The organism is Marinifilum sp., assembly GCF_965230805.1.
GTDB lineage: Bacteria > Bacteroidota > Bacteroidia > Bacteroidales > Marinifilaceae > Marinifilum.
The window spans coordinates 2,839,503-2,858,618 of record NZ_OZ246019.1 but is presented as its reverse complement, the minus strand read 5'-3'; the positions used below and the strand labels follow the sequence as shown (position 1 = coordinate 2,858,618).

14 protein-coding genes are annotated in these 19,116 nt (G+C 36.9%); 13 read left to right on the top strand and 1 reads right to left on the bottom strand.

What is annotated here, in order from left to right; genetic code table 11:
• Nucleotides 1–66 precede the first annotated feature (66 nt).
• Nucleotides 67–1,413, bottom strand: coding sequence for a gliding motility-associated C-terminal domain-containing protein (locus ACO05S_RS11445; RefSeq protein ID WP_421918151.1), 1,347 nt, complete (start codon nucleotides 1,411–1,413; stop codon nucleotides 67–69).
• Between the two features lie 171 nt (nucleotides 1,414–1,584).
• On the opposite strand from ACO05S_RS11445, the gene ACO05S_RS11440 reads away from it, so the two are divergent.
• The 13 genes from ACO05S_RS11440 to ACO05S_RS11380 all read left to right on the top strand — a co-directional run bounded on the left by ACO05S_RS11440 (nucleotide 1,585) and on the right by ACO05S_RS11380 (nucleotide 19,088).
• On the top strand, nucleotides 1,585–3,900 hold the full coding sequence (locus tag ACO05S_RS11440; protein ID WP_421918150.1) for an ATP-dependent helicase: 2,316 nt from the start codon (nucleotides 1,585–1,587) through the stop codon (nucleotides 3,898–3,900).
• A gap of 254 nt (nucleotides 3,901–4,154) precedes the next feature.
• Nucleotides 4,155–4,778, top strand: a complete 624-nt coding sequence (locus ACO05S_RS11435) for a DUF4290 domain-containing protein (RefSeq protein WP_421918149.1) — start codon at nucleotides 4,155–4,157, stop codon at nucleotides 4,776–4,778.
• Nucleotides 4,779–4,895: 117 nt separating this feature from the next.
• Nucleotides 4,896–6,206, top strand: coding sequence for a UDP-N-acetylglucosamine 1-carboxyvinyltransferase (gene murA / locus ACO05S_RS11430; protein ID WP_421918148.1), 1,311 nt, complete (start codon nucleotides 4,896–4,898; stop codon nucleotides 6,204–6,206).
• A gap of 85 nt (nucleotides 6,207–6,291) precedes the next feature.
• Nucleotides 6,292–6,828, top strand: coding sequence for a TlpA family protein disulfide reductase (locus tag ACO05S_RS11425; RefSeq protein ID WP_421918147.1), 537 nt, complete (start codon nucleotides 6,292–6,294; stop codon nucleotides 6,826–6,828).
• A 321-nt stretch (nucleotides 6,829–7,149) separates the two neighbouring features.
• Nucleotides 7,150–7,755 carry a nucleotide exchange factor GrpE gene (locus ACO05S_RS11420; protein ID WP_421918146.1) on the top strand — a complete coding sequence of 202 codons (606 nt, stop codon included), beginning with the start codon at nucleotides 7,150–7,152 and terminating at the stop codon, nucleotides 7,753–7,755.
• 108 nt (nucleotides 7,756–7,863) lie between these two features.
• Nucleotides 7,864–9,012 (top strand): molecular chaperone DnaJ, encoded by a 1,149-nt coding sequence (gene dnaJ / locus ACO05S_RS11415; RefSeq protein WP_421918145.1) that lies wholly within the window; start codon nucleotides 7,864–7,866, stop codon nucleotides 9,010–9,012.
• A 546-nt stretch (nucleotides 9,013–9,558) separates the two neighbouring features.
• On the top strand, nucleotides 9,559–10,482 hold the full coding sequence (locus tag ACO05S_RS11410) for an ABC transporter ATP-binding protein (RefSeq protein ID WP_421918144.1): 924 nt from the start codon (nucleotides 9,559–9,561) through the stop codon (nucleotides 10,480–10,482).
• Between the two features lie 16 nt (nucleotides 10,483–10,498).
• Nucleotides 10,499–11,839, top strand: coding sequence for an ABC transporter permease (locus ACO05S_RS11405; protein WP_421918143.1), 1,341 nt, complete (start codon nucleotides 10,499–10,501; stop codon nucleotides 11,837–11,839).
• 334 nt (nucleotides 11,840–12,173) lie between these two features.
• Entirely contained in the window at nucleotides 12,174–13,136 is a 963-nt protein-coding gene (locus ACO05S_RS11400) for a phosphatase (protein WP_421918142.1), read from the top strand.
• Between the two features lie 11 nt (nucleotides 13,137–13,147).
• Nucleotides 13,148–14,311 carry a sigma-54-dependent transcriptional regulator gene (locus ACO05S_RS11395; protein ID WP_421918141.1) on the top strand — a complete coding sequence of 388 codons (1,164 nt, stop codon included), beginning with the start codon at nucleotides 13,148–13,150 and terminating at the stop codon, nucleotides 14,309–14,311.
• A 2-nt stretch (nucleotides 14,312–14,313) separates the two neighbouring features.
• On the top strand, nucleotides 14,314–15,759 hold the full coding sequence (locus ACO05S_RS11390) for a lyase family protein (protein WP_421918140.1): 1,446 nt from the start codon (nucleotides 14,314–14,316) through the stop codon (nucleotides 15,757–15,759).
• Nucleotides 15,760–15,775: 16 nt separating this feature from the next.
• A complete protein-coding gene (hydF, locus tag ACO05S_RS11385) occupies nucleotides 15,776–16,996 on the top strand; it encodes a [FeFe] hydrogenase H-cluster maturation GTPase HydF (RefSeq protein WP_421918139.1) in 1,221 nt (406 codons plus the stop codon).
• A gap of 964 nt (nucleotides 16,997–17,960) precedes the next feature.
• Nucleotides 17,961–19,088, top strand: a complete 1,128-nt coding sequence (locus ACO05S_RS11380) for a DUF4369 domain-containing protein (RefSeq protein ID WP_421918138.1) — start codon at nucleotides 17,961–17,963, stop codon at nucleotides 19,086–19,088.
• Nucleotides 19,089–19,116 lie beyond the last annotated feature (28 nt).

Below are 19,116 nucleotides of genomic sequence, written 5' to 3'. Positions count from 1 at the left end.
CATATGTATTAAATCGCCCCCATAAAAAATTTAGACTGGAAAGAATAAAAAAAAGTCAAGTCTTTTTTATTTCCTTATCAGCATAAACGAACCTTTTTTAGTATATTTTTTCTTAGGCTCTTCTCTGCCCGCTGCGGTAATCACGTAAAAATAAGTTCCGGGAGTAGCCATTTTCCCATTAATTTTTCCATTCCAACCTTCATCCGGATTCCTCCATTCGTACACCACTCGCCCCCAACGATTAAAAACAATTGCATGAAAACTCTCCAAAAACAAAGATTGAGTCTTAATTCTCCAAACATCATTTTTACCGTCGCCATTTGGGGTGAACACGTTAGGAACTTGTACCAAGGAAGTATCTACTTTTATTGGAGCACTTAGTATCATTTCATCAACACATACCTCTGGTTCTTTATCCGACTTAACTATCAGTTTAACGAAGTAATTCCCCGCATATTGATATGTGTATGGAGCTAATACCTCATCGGTTAATATCCCATCGGTCAACAAACTATCTTCAACACTAGTCATTCCCTCAGGCAACTTGTCGTAATCTTGATACAAGTACCATTCATAATCAGTAGCATTAATAGAATTGTTATTAAACCTTACTTTCATCGGAGCCTCATTTCCACTGTTTTCCTGAAAATTGTTATCAAAAGAAAAATCAGCTTTTACCACATAAGTAGGTGTTTGAATTGTATTAGATATAAACTCACACCCATATTGATCAGTAAGCACCAATTTATAAGTCTCATCTTCTTCGTATGCTTCCTGATCTATAAAACTCTTATCCGATCCATCGTAATTATCAAATTGAGTTCTTAGTTTCTCTTCTCCATTTCTTTGTAATGAAAAAATCACTCGATCCTCAACTGGCACATTTAACTGATTTAAATTTGGAACATCTTGATACTGTAGATCTTTTTTAGCAAATGACGCTGAAAAATGCACTCCAACACAATCCATTAAATCTAAGCTTAAAACAGGGATTGAATTGGTATTATTTAAAACCCATGCAACACTTACAACATCAGTTTCGCCACCTTTAGAGATGATTACACGATACCTTCCGTCAGTTAAGTTAGACAATATTGAAAAACTCTGATTTGACTCGATAAGCACATTCGTTGTAAAATCGTTGGTTGCAACATCCCACTTAGTCCAATTAAATGTCCAGCCATTTGTTCTATCAGGCGAGTCGGCTCTTAACTCACCAACTCCGGTTCCAATATTGTCACAAAAAACAAAAATTGAATCATTTGCAGTGGCAGTATATTCAGTTAGGCTTCTGTAACTAGACTTTGGTGCCGAAATTTGTCCATAAACTTCCGACAAAAAAGAAGTTGATAATACGGCTGCTAAAACAAAAAGAAATTGAATGGAATATCTAAAAACGGATTTAATTGTCATCTTTATTTGGGACATTTAATTTGCATAGTTTGATTTACAATATTAGAAAAATTTAAGCCGATTTTTCAATATTAATCAATTATCTTGTGGCTTAATTCACAAAAAGAACTCCTATTTAATCTACAAGTGTTATTTTTGACACACAAAATTTACAGATAAATAATTGTTAGAATGGAATATTTGAATGAGTTAAACCCTGTTCAGAAAGAAGCTGTTGAAAATTACACCGGCCCTTCGCTTGTGATTGCAGGTGCAGGTTCGGGAAAAACGAGAGTGCTTACCTATAGAATTGCTCATCTGCTGAACCAAGGAGTTCGCCCTTATTCGATTTTAGCCTTAACCTTTACCAACAAAGCAGCTCGCGAAATGAAAGATCGAATTGCAAATGTTGTTGGCTCTGATCAAGCACAAAGCTTGTGGATGGGAACATTCCACTCTATATTCTCTAAAATTTTAAGATACGAAGCTGATCATTTAGGATTTGATTCGAACTTCACGATATACGACACGCAAGATTCACGAAATCTTTATCGTGCCATAATCAAGGAAATGCAGTTAGACGATAAGGTGTACAAGCCAAACGAGGTTCAAAACAGAATATCTTCGGCTAAAAACAATTTGATTACCGCAGCGGCATACGTCAATAATGCAAATGCCCAAAAAGCTGATGCTGAAGCAAGAAAACCAAGAATATCAGAAATCTATTCGAGATATGCTAAAAGGTGCAAACAAGCAAATGCGATGGATTTTGACGATTTGCTTCTGCAAACCAACATCTTATTTAGAGATTTCCCGGAAATACTGTCTAAATATCAGGGCAAGTTCAGCTATTTATTGGTAGACGAGTATCAGGATACCAACTACGCACAGTATTTAATTGTGAAAAAACTGGTGGAGCAACACAAAAATATTTGTGTTGTGGGTGACGATGCTCAAAGTATTTATTCATTCCGAGGTGCTAAAATCGAAAACATTCTGAATTTTAGAAACGATTACCCAAACTATCAACTCTACAAACTGGAACAGAATTACAGATCAACACAAAACATTGTAAACGCTGCCAACAGCATTATTCATAAGAACAAAGGACAAATCAAAAAAGAATCTTATTCGGAAAACGAAGCTGGCGATAAAATTAAAGTTGTAAAAGCTTTAACCGACCATGAGGAAGGTTACCTGATTTCGAATGATATTTTTGAAACACGAATGCGCTCGCACAATGCATATCAGGATTTTGCCATTTTGTACAGAACCAATGCTCAATCGAGAATTTTTGAGGAATCATTACGGAAATTAAACCTTCCCTATAAGATTTATGGCGGCTTGTCTTTTTATCAACGTAAGGAAATAAAAGACCTCTTGGCTTATTGCCGAATGGCTGTAAATCCGCATGACGAAGAGGCAATAAAGAGAGTAATTAATTATCCCAAACGTGGTATTGGTGCTACAACAATTGCCAAACTCCAAGAAGCCGCTGTACAAAATGCAATTAGCATTTGGGACATTATTTGCGGTTTGCAACAAAGACCATATGGTTTAAATGCAGGAACCATTTCTAAGATCACAAAATTTGCAGATCTAATAAAAGGCTTTCAAGACCAATTGGAAACTGAAACTGCTTTCGACTTAGCCGATAATATTGCCAAATCTACAGGAATCATTAAAGAATTATACAACGACAATTCACCGGAAGGCGTTTCAAGACATGAAAACATCCAGGAGTTACTAAATGGGATTCAAGAATTTACACAGAATGCTTTAGAAGAAGGGCGCAACCTGCACTTGCCGAACTTCCTTGAAGACGTGGCTTTGTTAACCGATCAGGATAACGAAAAGGATGAAGATCGTGATAAGGTTACTTTAATGACCATTCACTCGGCAAAAGGTTTGGAGTTTCCCTATTTGTATATTGTTGGATTGGAAGAAGAATTATTTCCTTCGCAAATGGCTACCAATACCCAACAAGAATTGGAAGAAGAAAGAAGATTGTTCTATGTAGCTTTAACTCGTGCCGAGAAAAAGGCCACTCTTTCATTTGCTAAATCGAGATACAAATGGGGAAATATGAGTTTTCCGAGACCTAGTCGTTTTATACGAGAGATTGATGAGAGATTTCTGGACTTTTCCTATGAGCAAGAACCCGAATTTACAGGAAATGGCAGAGACAATTCCCAAAGCGAAACTGAATTTGAGATGCCAAGCTCGCCAAGCAAGTTTCAGCAAAAAAGAAGTTTTTCGGCTAAACCTAAACTAAAACAGCAAATATCGCATCCAAAACAAAGTAACAACAATATCGATCCTAATTTTACCCCTTCCGACCCTGAATTAATTCAAGCTGGAATGGAGGTAGAACACCAAAGGTTTGGGAAAGGGAAGGTTCTGCAAATGGAAGGAAACAAACCTAATATTAAGGCTACAGTATTCTTTAAAACAGTTGGACAAAAACAACTTCTTCTTAAGTTTGCGAAACTTAAAATTGTAGGATAATTATCGAACAATTTGTAATGATTAAAGAAAACACATACATTTGCAGTGAGTTCTAAGACTTTCTGATATTGTCGATTACCAAAACGATACGCTAAATTTCTTATTTACTTCATTAAAAATAAGCGGCAAACCAGAAAAAGTCACTACGAATCATTTAAAACAAACTTCAATTTTATTTCGGTATTGACTGCAACTAGCAAACAAATTTACCTTTTATATAAAAATTGATTGCCGTAATTAACACAACTGAATAAATGGATTACAATTCGAACAGGAAACATCTTACTCTTCCTGAATATGGACGAAACGTTCAAAAAATGGTTGACTTTGCTTTAACTGTTGAAGACAAAGAAGAGAGAAACAGAGTAGCCAAAAGCATTATTGCCGTAATGGGTAACATGTATCCACACCTTAGAGATGTTAGCGATTTTAGGCACAAACTATGGGATCACTTGGCATTAATGTCAGATTTTAAATTAGATATTGATTCTCCTTTTGAAACACCAACAAAAGAAAAGTTATCAAAAAAGCCTGAAAAGGTTCCTTATAAAAACGAGCGCATTAAATATCGTCATTACGGTAAAACAATCGAATCCTTAATTGCCGAAGCCATCGAACTTGAAGATCAAAAAGAAAAAGATGCTTTGATTTTAATGATTGCAAACCACATGAAAAAGTCTTTCATCAATTGGAACAAGGACAGTGTGCCTGATGAGAAAATTTTTCAAGATATTATAGAGCTATCGAATGGGCAGCTTACCATTGCTGAGGAATTAAAATTGCGTGAAGCCAGAGAAAAGGATTTCTCACAAAAAAATAAGCCACGTAAAAAGCATAGCGGGCATCGAAATGATAATCGCAAAAACAAAAGTAGATAATTTTTAAAGCCGGTTTTTCAACTGGCTTTTTTTTGTTTCCCTGCGTTAAATTTTCGATTTTTCCTTCACTTTTATGATTATCTTTAACCTGTCATTTACAACAAAACACAGACTATCATGAGTACTTTCGAAATAATTGGAGGCCAAGCTCTAAAAGGTGAATTAACGCCACAAGGGGCAAAAAATGAAGCCTTACAAATTCTTTGTGCAACATTATTAACCGACCAAAAAGTAACAATTCATAACATTCCCAATATTCTGGATGTAAACAAATTAATTGAACTCTTGTCTGATTTGGGAGTTCATGTATCTCAGGAATCTAAAAACACTTATACTTTCAAAGCCGAAAGTGTGAATCTTGAATATCTGAATTCTCCTGAATTTGTAAAGAAAGGTTCTTCGCTTCGTGGTTCAATCATGATTATCGGTCCGCTTTTGGCTCGATTTGGAAAAGGATATATTCCTCGTCCGGGAGGCGACAAAATTGGCCGCAGAAGATTAGATACTCACTTCATCGGTTTTGAGAAACTTGGTGCCAAGTTCAATTTTAACCAAGGCGAGAATTTCTATAGAGTAGAGGCAAAAAAACTAAAAGGAACCTACATGCTTTTAGATGAAGCATCGGTTACGGGTACTGCAAATATTATTATGGCAGCAGTATTGGCCGAAGGAAAAACCACCATATATAATGCTGCATGCGAACCATACATCCAACAATTGTGTAGAATGCTAATTTCAATGGGAGCCAAAATCATCGGCTTGGGTTCTAACTTATTAGAAATTGAAGGGGTAAAGGAACTTGGTGGCTGCGAGCACAAAATCCTTCCTGATATGATTGAAATTGGAAGTTTCATTGGTTTGGCTGCCATGACCAAGTCTGAGATTACCATTAAAGATGTTGCTTACAAAGAATTGGGAATGATTCCTGATGCTTTCCGTCGATTGGGAATTAAAATGGAATTAAAGGGTGATGATATCTATATCCCAAGACAGGACAATTACAAGATCGAAAATTTTATTGATGGATCGATTTTAACCATTGCAGATGCCCCTTGGCCAGGATTAACTCCTGATTTACTAAGCGTTTTTCTTGTTGTTGCCACACAAGCTAAAGGAAGCGTATTAATCCATCAAAAAATGTTTGAAAGCCGATTGTTCTTTACAGATAAATTGATTGATATGGGCGCACAAATCATTCTTTGCGATCCGCATCGTGCCACAGTAATCGGATTGAATCATGAATATCAATTAAGACCCACAACAATGGTTTCGCCGGATATTCGCGCTGGTGTTGCCCTACTAATAGCTGCTTTATCAGCTGAGGGCAAAAGCACAATTCATAACATTGATCAAATTGACCGAGGGTACGAGAACATTAATTTAAGATTGAATGCAATTGGTGCAAACATCAAACGAATTGTTAATTAACTATTCTTTAACAGATTAAACGAGCAGATATCGCTATTTTTAATTTGAAAGCAAATTGAATTATTAATAGTTAATAAAAACAGATATGAAACAATTCAAATATACATTTTTGATTTTAGCGTTCTTATTCTCAATTTCAGCTGCAGCAGGTAATACATCAAAAGTCGCAAAAGAAGGATTTAATGTTGGAGACAAACTCCCTGACATAGTTGCCAAATCCATTGATGGTAAATCATTAAAGCTAAGTGCCTTAAAAGGCAAAGTGGTTTTGGTAGACTTTTGGGCTTCATGGTGTCCTCCTTGCAGACACGAGAATCCTGTAATTGTAGCTGCTTACAACAAGTTTAAAGAATCTGAATTTAAAAACGGGAATGGTTTTGAGATTTACAGTTTTTCGCTAGATAAAAAATTAGCAAGTTGGAAGGCTGCCATTGCAAAAGACAATCTTAGCTGGAAATATCATGTAAGCGAATTAAAAGGCTGGCAATCTCCAACCTCAAATAAATTTGGAATTCGTTCTATTCCTTCTAATTTTCTGATTGATGGAAATGGCATTATTATAGCCAAGAATTTGCGAGGAGCCAATTTAGAACAAGCTCTAATGCTTCAACAAAAAAAATAGAACATTCGAGATATTTTAGTCGAACTTAGGCTATTTAAAAGCGGGTAATTTGTACTCGCTTTTTTTTATTCAGCCAATTATACCATTTTACATCCCGACCTGCATAATATTCTAACCGCTTGATTCTTTTTCAATGAAAGATGAGAAATTTGACTTTTCTGTATCAGCTAATGACATAATTATCTGCATGAAAAGAAGCAAAAAAGGAAATAATTACAGTTTCAAATTCTATCTTTGTGCCAATTTGTCGCGAAGGCACAAATTGGCAGGTTATTTGTTTAGTTCTGCCGTGTAAATTTAGAACGCAAAAATCATTGAAAAATGACAAAAGATACAAGCAAATCAAAAAAAGAAGAATTGGAAGAAAAGGATTTGGAAACTAAAGTAGAACAGCCTGTTGAGGAGAAAGAAGTGAAAGAAGAACCAAAGGCTGAAAAAAAGAAAGAAAAGAAAAAATCAGCAAAAGAAAAGAAAGCTGACGAAATAGAAGAACTTGGAGCCAAACTTCAAGATATCAGCGACAAATACATGCGCTTATCAGCTGAGTTTGATAACTACAGAAAAAGAACCTTAAAAGAGAAAATGGAACTTACCAAATCGGCAGGTGAAAAAATTCTTGTTAATGTTCTTCCTGTAATGGACAACTTCGAGAGAGCTTTGCAATCAATTGATGAAGCAAAAGATGTAGAAGCTTTAAAAGAAGGGGTTCACTTAATCTATAACAATTTTAAGGATTTCATTTTGCAAAATGGAGTTCAGGAAATTGAAGCCATTAACAAAGAATTTGATACCGACATTCACGAAGCAATTACCAAAATTCCAGCTCCATCAGAGGACATGAAAGGTAAAGTGGTTGATTGCGTTGAAAAAGGATACACGCTAAATGAAAAAGTGATCCGTTTCGCAAAAGTTGTTGTAGGAGAATAATTTTAAACCGTTATTGTGTGTCTCAATAGTTATTGAGAGTGTTACTGAGTAGATGAGGATGAATTCCCATTTTGGCTCAATCATTAACCAAACACAAATTTTTAGAAAATGTCGAAAAGAGATTATTATGAGGTTTTAGGGGTTTCAAAATCTGCCTCGGAAGCCGAATTAAAAAAAGCATATCGTAAAAAGGCAATTCAGTATCATCCCGATAAAAATCCGGGTGATAAACAAGCCGAAGAAAGTTTTAAGGAAGCAGCCGAAGCTTACGAAGTTTTAAGCAATCCTGAAAAACGCCAACGTTACGATCAATTTGGCCATGCCGGAATGGGCGGTGCTGCCGGCGGTGGTTTCGGTGGCGGAATGAATATGGAAGATATTTTCTCTCACTTTGGAGATATTTTTGGAGGCGGTTCTTTCTTTGGCGGTGGATTTGGCGGCGGAGGCCGTAGCTCTCGTCGTGTGAATCGTGGTAGCAACCTTAGGGTAAAGGTGAAACTGACTTTGCAAGAAATTGCCGAAGGAGTTGAAAAGAAGATTAAGGTTAAGAAGTACGTTGAATGTAAATCTTGTAACGGTTCTGGTGCTAAAGACGGATCATCTTTTTCTACTTGTCCTACTTGTAATGGTTCAGGACAGGTTACCCGAGTACAGAATACCATTCTGGGGCAAATGCAAACTGCTTCAACCTGCCCTACTTGTAATGGAGATGGTAAAATCATTACCGATAAATGTACAAGTTGTGCCGGAGAAGGTATTGTGCGCGATGAAGAAGTCATCTCAATAAATATCCCTGCTGGTGTGGCAGAAGGCATGCAGCTTTCGGTTAGCGGCAAAGGCAATGCTGCTCGTCGTGGCGGAATTAACGGTGATTTGTTAATCCTTATTCAAGAGGAAGAACATCCGGAATTGGTTCGCGATGAAAATGATTTGCTTTACAACTTATTCATTAGTATTCCTGATTCTATTTTGGGAACCGCTGTTGAGATTCCTACCATAGAAAACAAAGTGAAAGTAAGGATTGACGGAGGAACTCAACCCGGAAAGATTTTGCGTTTGAGAGGCAAAGGCCTTCCTGATGTTAATGGATACGGACGAGGTGATCTTTTGGTTAAAATTAATGTTTGGGTACCAAATAATGTAAGCAAGGAAGAGAAAAAGATTTTGGAAAAACTTCAAGTTTCCGAATCATTTCATCCCAAACCATCATCTCACGAAAAAAGCTTTTTCAAGAAAGTAAGAAACTTCTTCGAATAGCTACGCTTAATTACAAAATCAAATAATTCAATCCCGGCATTTCTGCCGGGATTTCTTGTTTAAGCAAGTTTTATATCATCGATTAAATAACGTGAGTTCGACGTAAAATTCGTTCACAGTTTGCACTGATTTTGAGTAGAAATTTTCTCAAATTTTCGAAGGAATATCGGGATATTTCAAGAAGATTTGAGGAAATTGATGCCGAAAGCAGGCAAACAAATAATGGAAAGTTCTCTTTAGGACATCTTCACATTAAAAATTCCTCAAAATAGCCCGCTATTCTTTCCAAATTTTTAATGCAAATCTATCCCAAATATAACTTTCTGTGGATAGAATTTTACGTCGAACTCACGTTAAATAACATCCTAAAACCTGTATTACCTTCTTTATATCGATTTTTTATGTTGGCATGATGATAAATTGTGTATTTTAGATTTCGATTAATAAGAGTATTGATTTGTTTTAAATTTTTTATCAATGAAAAAGTTAAAGAATCAATCTTAAACAGTTTCTTAATTAAAGTGACACTAAGCTAAACTATAATTCATGACATTTTTCGAAGCAAAAAACCTTGTTAAGCAATATGCAGGGCATAAAGCTCTTAACAAAGTAAGTATATCTGTTCCGAAAGGCAGTATATTTGGATTACTCGGTCCGAATGGAGCTGGAAAAACAACACTGATTCGCATCATCAACCAAATTACCGGCCCCGATGCGGGAGAAGTATTTTTTAACGGAAAACCCCTAAAGCCTGAAGATGTAAAACGCATTGGCTACCTTCCCGAAGAAAGAGGTTTGTATAAAAAAATGAAAGTTGGTGAGCAAGCTGTTTACCTTGCTCAACTAAAGGGCATGAGCCAAAAAGAAGCCACTAAAAAATTAAAAGCATGGTTCGATAAGTTTGACATCTTACCTTGGTGGGATAAAAAAGTGGAAGAACTATCGAAAGGGATGGCACAAAAAGTACAGTTTATTGTTACCATTCTGCATAATCCTGAATTGTTAATTTTTGATGAGCCCTTTAGCGGGTTTGATCCTATTAATGCAAACCTGCTGAAGAAAGAGATTCTGCAACTTCGGGAGAAAGGAGCAACTATTATCTTCTCGACTCATAACATGGGATCTGTTGAAGAAATCTGCGACCACATTGCATTAATCAACAAATCAGAAAAAATTCTTGATGGATCAGTAGAACAGATTAAGAAGAAGTACAGAACCAATACCTACGAAATAAATTACACCGGTGAATTTGATAAACTGGAACAGGTTCTTAAAGCTGATTTCGAAATTATTGGTCAGGAAAAAGGAATCGAGTTCAATACCCTTAAAATCAAATTAAATAATGGCTCTACTTCTAATGAATTATTAGAACAACTCCTGCCTTATCTGAACATTATTTCCTTCCGCGAGATCATTCCTAATATGAATGATATTTTTATTCGAGTTGTAAAAGAAAGCAAAACCATCTAAGCACAAGATTTAAAATATGAACAAGATATTTATCATTATACAAAGAGAATACCTCTCTCGCGTAAAAAAAAGATCCTTCCTGATTCTTACCTTTCTTACTCCCATATTAATTGCAGGAATATATGCTTTTATGTTATGGATGATGTTGAAAGATGATACCGAAAAAAGAACCATTGCGGTATTAAACGAATCGGAATTGGCAGAACCTGTTAAAAGTTCGGAATTCACTACTTATGAGTATCTGCAAAACACAACTTTCGATGATGCAAAAGAAAATATGGGGAAAAAAGGATATTACGCCATTCTCGTAATTCCTAAGGATATTTATTCCAGCAAAACTGCTGAATTATTTTCTCATAAACAGGTTACCATTGAGGTAAAAACAAATGTGGGCACACAAATCAGGCAGCATATCGAAAAATTAAAGCGATCAAAAATAATTGCAGAAGCCAACATGCCTGATCTGGAAGAAAAATTGGCTGCCACAAAAACACCCATCTCAATGCGAACCATTAAGTTTGGCGAAGATGGGGAGGTTAAGCAAAGCTCAACCGAAATTGCTATGGGAATTGGTTTTGCCGCCAGCTTAATCATTTACATGTTTATTTTCATGTATGGAGTTCAGGTTATGCGCGGTGTAATCGAAGAGAAAAGCAACCGAGTTGTTGAGGTGATTATTTCATCGGTAAAACCATTCCAATTGATGATGGGGAAAATTGTTGGTGTTGCCATGGTTGGATTAACCCAATTTATAATGTGGGTTGTGCTAACTGGAATTATAATCACTGTTGGCTCGGCATTGGTTTTACCCGGGGTAGATATGGATACTTTACAACAAGCGAAAAACGTTGCTGAATTGCCGACGGGTGCAGCTTCTTTAGATGCCGGACAGTTGAAAATGGCGCAAGACATTCTAGGAACATTCGACCTTGCCTATATTGCAGGAATCGTTGCTGCCTTTATCTTCTTCTTTTTAGGTGGGTATTTGTTGTACTCAGCCTTATTTGCAGCAGTAGGAAGTGCTGTTGACAATGAAACGGAAACCCAGCAATTTATGTTGCCAATAACCATTCCTTTAATCTTTGCATTGTACATTGGCATAGCAGTAGCACGAAATCCGGAAAGTAGTTTAGCATTTTGGGGTTCTATTATTCCTCTTACTTCGCCTATTGTAATGTTGGTGCGAATTCCTTTTGGAGTACCAATCTGGGAGTTATTGCTTTCCATGACCATTTTGATTGGAACATTCCTTTTAATTACCTGGATTGCCGCAAAAATATACCGAACAGGAATCTTGATGTATGGCAAAAAAGTTTCGTACAAAGAAATTTGGAAATGGCTAAGATATCACAACTAAAAATATTCTGTCTTTAATTGAAAATGCCTCGTTTCGGGGCATTTTTCATCTTTTTATAACTTTTCCATTGGCCAGATGAAAATCACCAGATCGAAATCATCATTATCGTGCGTGTTTAATAATGATTTTAATCACGCTCGTTTCATCTGCCAAACATTGCACACCGAAACGTTTTAGGCACAGTTTTTGGTGCCATTGCGCGCGTAAGCTCAGCATTCACAAGATATTGATAAAAGTTATTATTCATAAAGCAAGATTTTACTATCTTCGATTATAAATCTAATCCTAAAAAAACAGGCTAGATCGCATTCACTTAAACCTTTAACCTATTAATATGCAAAAGAAACGGATTTCTGTAATTGATTTAGGCACCAATACATTTAATTTATTGGTAGCTGAATGGAGCGAAGGGGAGCTTCCTATTATTCTACACCGTTCAAAATATCCTACCAAAATTGGCAAAGGAGGAATCAATAAAAACAACATAACCGACATAGCAATTCTAAGGGCAAAAAATGCATTTGATGAGATGAATCGTATTTCCCAGGAATTTGATGCTAACAAAAAAATTGCATTTGCCACTTCTGCAATTCGATCGGCTTCAAACGGGAAAGAGTTTGTTAAAATGATTGAAGATACCTATCGGATTAAAGTCGAAATTATTTCCGGAGATCGTGAGGCTGAACTCATTTATTCGGGAACAAAAAATGCAGTGCAGCTGAATCATGAACCAGTTGCCATTCTTGATATTGGAGGAGGAAGCAACGAAATTATTATTGCTAATAATGATCAGATTTTCTGGAAAAAAAGTTATCCTTTAGGGATGACTCGCCTTTTGGAAAAATTTGTCCCCTCCGATCCAATGAGCAAAGCTGATATACAATTGGTAGAAGAATTTTTAAAAGAGCAGCTAACAGATCTTTTTGAAGTATTGGAACTTCACAATGTAAAAACCTTAATTGGCTCATCGGGTTCATTCGATACTTTTAAGCAAATCCTGTTGGCCGATGGATTACAAGTAAGTGGTTTGCCCGAATCGCAATTCGAAATCAAACTGAAGGATTTTTTCAGACTGCATCAAGTTTTTCTGGCATCAAGCCTGGAAGAACGAAAAGCAATGAAAGGGATGGATCCGGTGCGTGTTGAACTCATGGTGATTGCCAGTATTTTTATTAATCACCTGGTTAAGGAGGCCGGGTTTAGTAAATTGTACCAATCGTCTTATGCTTTAAAGGAAGGAGCTTTATTTGAGCTTATCGAGAAAAACAGGAACCAATCAGCATTAGCTGTAGAATAAAAAAAACAGGTATGTCTAAAATTCTAATCATTGATGATGAAAGAAGTATTCGCAATACTTTAAAAGATATTTTGAGCTATGAAAAGTATGAAATCAGTCTTGCCGAAGATGGAATGGCTGGTTTGGAAACGGCAAAAAACGAAGAGTTTGATGCGATACTATGCGATATCAAAATGCCTCAAATGGACGGAATCGAAGTTCTTGAGAAAATGCAGGAATTGGGAATAGACACACCGGTGATTATGATTTCGGGTCATGGGAATATTGATACTGCGGTTGAAGCGATTAAAAAAGGAGCTTTCGACTTTATTGAAAAGCCACTTGATTTAAATCGAATTTTGATTACCATTCGCAATGCAATGGACAAATCGAAGCTGATAACAGAAACCAAGGTTCTGAAACGAAAGGTGAGCAAGAAATATGAAATGATTGGCGAGGCAGATGCCATTAAGGCAGTGAACGAAATGATCGACAAAGTAGCGCCTACCGATGCTCGTATTTTAATTACCGGCCCCAATGGAACAGGCAAAGAATTGGTTGCTCATCGCATTCACGAACAAAGCAATCGCTGTAAAAGCCCTTTTATTGAGGTAAACTGTGCTGCCATTCCTTCCGAATTGATCGAAAGCGAATTGTTCGGCCACGAAAAAGGATCCTTTACATCGGCTCACAAGCAACGCAAAGGCAAATTCGAATTGGCCGACGGAGGTACTCTATTCCTTGATGAGATTGGAGATATGAGTCTATCAGCGCAAGCGAAAGTGTTAAGAGCTTTGCAGGAGAACAGAATTACCCGTGTTGGTGGCGACAAAGAAATTAAAGTAAATGTTCGCGTGATTGCTGCTACCAACAAAAACCTGAAAGAGGAAATTGAAAACAACCATTTTCGTGAAGATTTATACCATCGTTTGAGTGTAATTTTAATCGAAGTTCCTTCGTTAAACGATAGAATTGAGGATGTTCCTTTGCTGGCAAATCATTTTATTGATATGATTTGCGGAGAAATGGGATTGCCCGTTAAAGGAATTGATGAAGCGGCTATTGAAGAACTAAAAAAGATCAACTACACAGGAAATATACGTGAATTTAGAAATATCATTGAACGCTTAATTATTTTGGGACAAAATAGCATCAGCGTTGACGATGTAAAAGCTTACACCAAATCAGCCCATTAATCATGAGAATCGAATCAGATTTTATCGGCGAAAGACAGATTCCTAAAAATGCACTTTGGGGAATTCATTCGTTGCGTGCAAAAGAAAATTTTCCTGATAACACTGCCTTCCATAAGGAATGGTACATGGCCATTGGCATTGTAAAGCAAGCTTGCTACAAAACCTATCTTGGTTTTTTAACCGGAATTAACAGCAAGTTTCCAGATCAGGAATTTCCTTTTCAGTTGCTCGATAAAAATCTGCTTGAGGAATTAGACGAAGTGGCTTCGGAAATTAATTTGGGAGAACATTTCGAGCATTTTATTGTTCCTGCCATTCAAGGCGGAGCCGGCACAAGCATGAACATGAATGTGAATGAAATAATTGCCAACAGGGCTTTGCAAAAAGCCGGCGAAAATTGTGGCGACTACAAAAAGATTGATCCTTTCGAACATGCCAATGTATTTCAATCTACCAATGATGTAATCCCTACATCGCTTAAAGTTACTGCCATTCGTTTGCTTCAGAAACTGGAAGAATCGATTAACAACTTGCGCTTGCAGGTGGAGAATACGGAAAGCAAATACCGAAACGTGCTGCGCATAGGATACACTCAAATGCAAGCTGCGGTTCCTTCATCATACGATAAATTGTTTAGTACCTACAACAATGCTTTGTCGAGAGATTGGTGGCGGGTTTCGAAATGTTTTGAACGAATCAAAGAAGTGAATCTGGGTGGTGGTGCCATTGGTACGGGTTTATCTATTCCTCGCTTTTTTATTATGGAAGTGGTACCAAACCTGCGAAGACTAACTGGCTTGCCCATTACCCGATCGGAAAATTTATCGGATGCTACTGCCAATCAGGATGGTTTTGTTGAGGTACATGCAACTCTTAAGGCACATGCGGTAAATCTGGAAAAAATGGCAGCCGATTTGCGATTGTTGGCTTCCGATTTATTCAAAAACCGCGAAGTTCAGCTTCCTAAAATGCAAGTTGGCAGTTCCATCATGCCCGGAAAAGTGAATCCTGTTATCCCGGAATTTGTAATTAGTTCGGCACACAAAGTATATGCGAATGATATCCTGATTAGTAACCTATCAGGACAAGGCTGTCTTGAACTGAATGCATATCTGCCATCCATTGGCCACGCCTTATTGGATAGTATTAAATTGTTGATTGCAGCAAATCATGCGCTTGCCCAAAACCTTTTTAAAGAACTGCTAATAGAATCAGGTTTAACCGAAGAAAATGTAATCAATAATCCTTCGGTGGCAACGGCTTTGTCGCCTTACATTGGATATCATCAGGCAGCTAAATTGGCCAAAGAGATGAAAAACAAAAACATCTCGATTGTTGAAGCTAATCAGATTTTAAATGTCATCGAGCCTTCAAAACTTAAAAGTTTAATCGAACCTGAAGAGCTCTTGAAATTGGGTTATCGAATTGGAGATACCATCAACCGATAATCGAAAACCGCAAGAAATGGGAAGAGAACGTCGTCCACATATTGGAATTTTTGGGAGAAGAAATAACGGGAAAAGTACATTAATCAACTTTTTGGCTGGTCAGGACATCGCCATTGTTTCCGATGTGGCAGGCACCACTACCGACCCCGTTAAAAAATCTTTCGAAATCACTGGGTTTGGGCCGGTAATCCTGATTGACACCGCCGGAATTGACGATACTGGTGAGTTGGGAAAGAAAAGAATCCTGAAAACCAATCAGACCATTAAAACCATCGACCTTGCCATTTTGGTGATTACCCACAATACCTTTGGTGATTTTGAAAAAGGATTGATCGAAAAATTCGAGAAACAAGACCTTCCTTTTATTGCCATACATAACAAAGAAGACTTGGAGCTAATGCATCAGGACACTTTAAATAAGTTGACTAGTGCAGGAGCAAAAAATATTCTTCAATTCAATTCCCTTAAGGGGGATATCGAGCCCATCGTAAAAAGCATCAAAAAAGCCATTCCCGAATCAGCTTTTACTACTCCTTCTCTTTTAGGCGATTTGATTGCCTACGGCGATATTGTGTTATTGATTACTCCGATTGACATTGAAGCTCCGGAGGGAAGGTTGATTCTGCCACAGGTGCAAGCCATACGAGACATTCTGGATAACGATGCTGTTTGCATTGTTCTAAAAGAACGCGAGGTAGATGCTTTTCTTCGAAAAACAGGAATCAAACCAAAACTTGTTGTTACCGATAGCCAGGTGTTCCTTAAAGCAGGTGCTTCTATCCCATCGGATGTGGCACTTACCAGCTTTAGCATCATGCTTGCTCACTTCAAAGGCAATTTTAGTGCTTACCTGCAAGGAACTCCTAAAATATCGGAACTAAAAGATGGCGACAAAATTCTGCTTTTAGAAAGTTGCTCTCACCATAGCTCTTGCGATGATATTGGAAGGGTTAAAATTCCCCGATGGATCTCGAATTACACAGGCAAACAATTGGAATTTGTTGTGATTGCCGGATTGGATGAAATTCCCGGAGAGATATCGGATTATGCGCTTTTAATTCAGTGTGGCGGCTGCATGATTACACCCAAACAATTGAGCAACCGATTACAAGCAGCCATTGATGCCGGAATTCCCGTAACAAATTACGGAATGGCAATTGCATATGTTCAGGGCATTTACAACAGGGCTGTGGCACCTTTTGCCAGGGTCGAAAATTCTTCACTAGATTATCTTTAAGAAAATTTTTAAAGTAAAAGTTTCTATTTGCTTTGATGCTCTGTTTTTGATGCTCTTATTAATGGGTATCAATAGTAAAATCTCAAAAAAAATTAGCTCAAACTAATACCCATGGCAAATCAGTTTGCCTGATTTCGATACCAACTCACAGCCTATTTTTAAAGAGCGTTTTGATACATAAGCTGCATGAATATGATATTAACAGAGCCGTCAGGATCTCTAAAAATATAAGGCAAGTAAGAACAAACTGCTTCTAATTGAAAACTTTAAGTGCGGCCGCGCGATCTTCGAACAAGTTCTCAGCTTCCCGGTCTTACTAAAAGTTTTCTGCTTATAAGCAGCCTGTCCTTCCAATGCCAGCAAAGCCGTGCTAATACAGATTGATAAATAAGGTGAGTTCGACGTAAAATAACCAACAAGATGCATGAGAACAGGTAAGAAGTTTTTCTGGAGCCATTCCCAGGCAATTTTTTTTAAAAATCACTTGAATTCGCCCTTCGAAATATTCGGAAAGATAAATTCAAAATCATTTCCTGCCTTTTAAATCGTGGGACAGTCCATTTTAAAATGAATTAGCTCTCCCCAACTTGGTTTTTGCTTATCTCAATTTTTTTTGGCTAAAAAGTCATCATATTTGTTTCAAATATTTTATTTCGACTTAATATGATTACATATTGATTTCAAATTTTTTATTTCGTATTAATATTGATTCATATTACATTCAAATATTTTATTTGGTGCTAATATTAAATCATATTTCTTTCAAATATTTTATTTGGGCATAATATTGCTTTAAAGTAGGTCGAAATAAATTCAAAACTAAGTTTCCCAAACCCGGGAAGCTCAAATCAGGTTTCATTCTATCAAAAAAACCATTTTAATGTGCTATCCGGCCAACAGGCTGATAATTAAAATCAATTATTGTTACCTTTAGTTTTTAAAATAAATACTAAACACCTAAACAATGAACAAGTTAATTTGGATCTTCTTCCTTTCAATTCTTTTTACTCTCCCTGCAAATGCTCAAAATTCCTTTACCCTAAAAGGGATGATTGGTGGTTTGCAGGAGCAATTTATTTATCTGTACAAACTCGACGGAGACTCAAAAGACTTAATTGATTCTGTAAAGACAAACAACGGAGAATTTGAGTTTCATGCTGCTTGCGAGCAAGCTTTTGCAGCTCAAATCAGTGTTTCGGGCAGAAAATCGGGGAAAATATTTCTATCGCCAAGCGAAATGTACCTCTTCGTTCATAAAAAAGAGATGAATTATAAATTCCTGATTGGCAAACTAAAGGGATCGCCTGCGCAAGATCGATACGAAGATTTTAAAGCTAAACTGGCAGAAAACAACAAACGAAAACTGAAAGTTATTGAGACCCTACAGATCCCCGAAGTTCAATCTGATCCAATAAAAAAAGATCAGTTTATGAAAGAATATGCAAGCTTGAATAAATTTAAAAACGACTACTTTTACAAATATGCCTCATCTCCTGTTATTCCATACCTGCTTTACCAAGAGTATTATGCAGGTAAACGAGATCTGGAAAACATCAAAAAGCAATTGACAATTTTAAAGCTGGCTAATCCGAACGGAATGTACGTTAAGAGCCTGAAAAAAAGAATTGAGATTGTTGAAACGCTTGAAAACAAAGGGCAGTTTCCTGAGATTGATGCCCCAAGCCTAAGTGGCAATCGCTATAAATTATCGGAGCACAAAGGAAAGCCCATTCTGCTTTATTTTTGGAGAGCCTGGACGCCCGATAGAAATGAAAAATTCTACCAGGAAATTAAAAACATAACCAGCACTTTTCCTTCCTTAGAGCTAGTAAGCATCATTCGAAATTCTTCGTTTAACATGCACAGAATTCCCGGAACCAACAAAGGGGAATCATGGCATCCCAAGCCAAAGCCTGAGCTCAATTGTATCGAAATAGAAAGTTTGGACAATAGTGTAGAGGTGGTTCGATTTCTCGACAGAGGATTTAATGCCTTTTTATTGGATAAGAATGGCAAAATCCTTTATCACCAGGATACAAAGGATTTGGAATTGTTAAAATCCAACATCTCAATATATCTTTCAAAGCTCTAAGCATTAATATCAATATCTATTAACTATA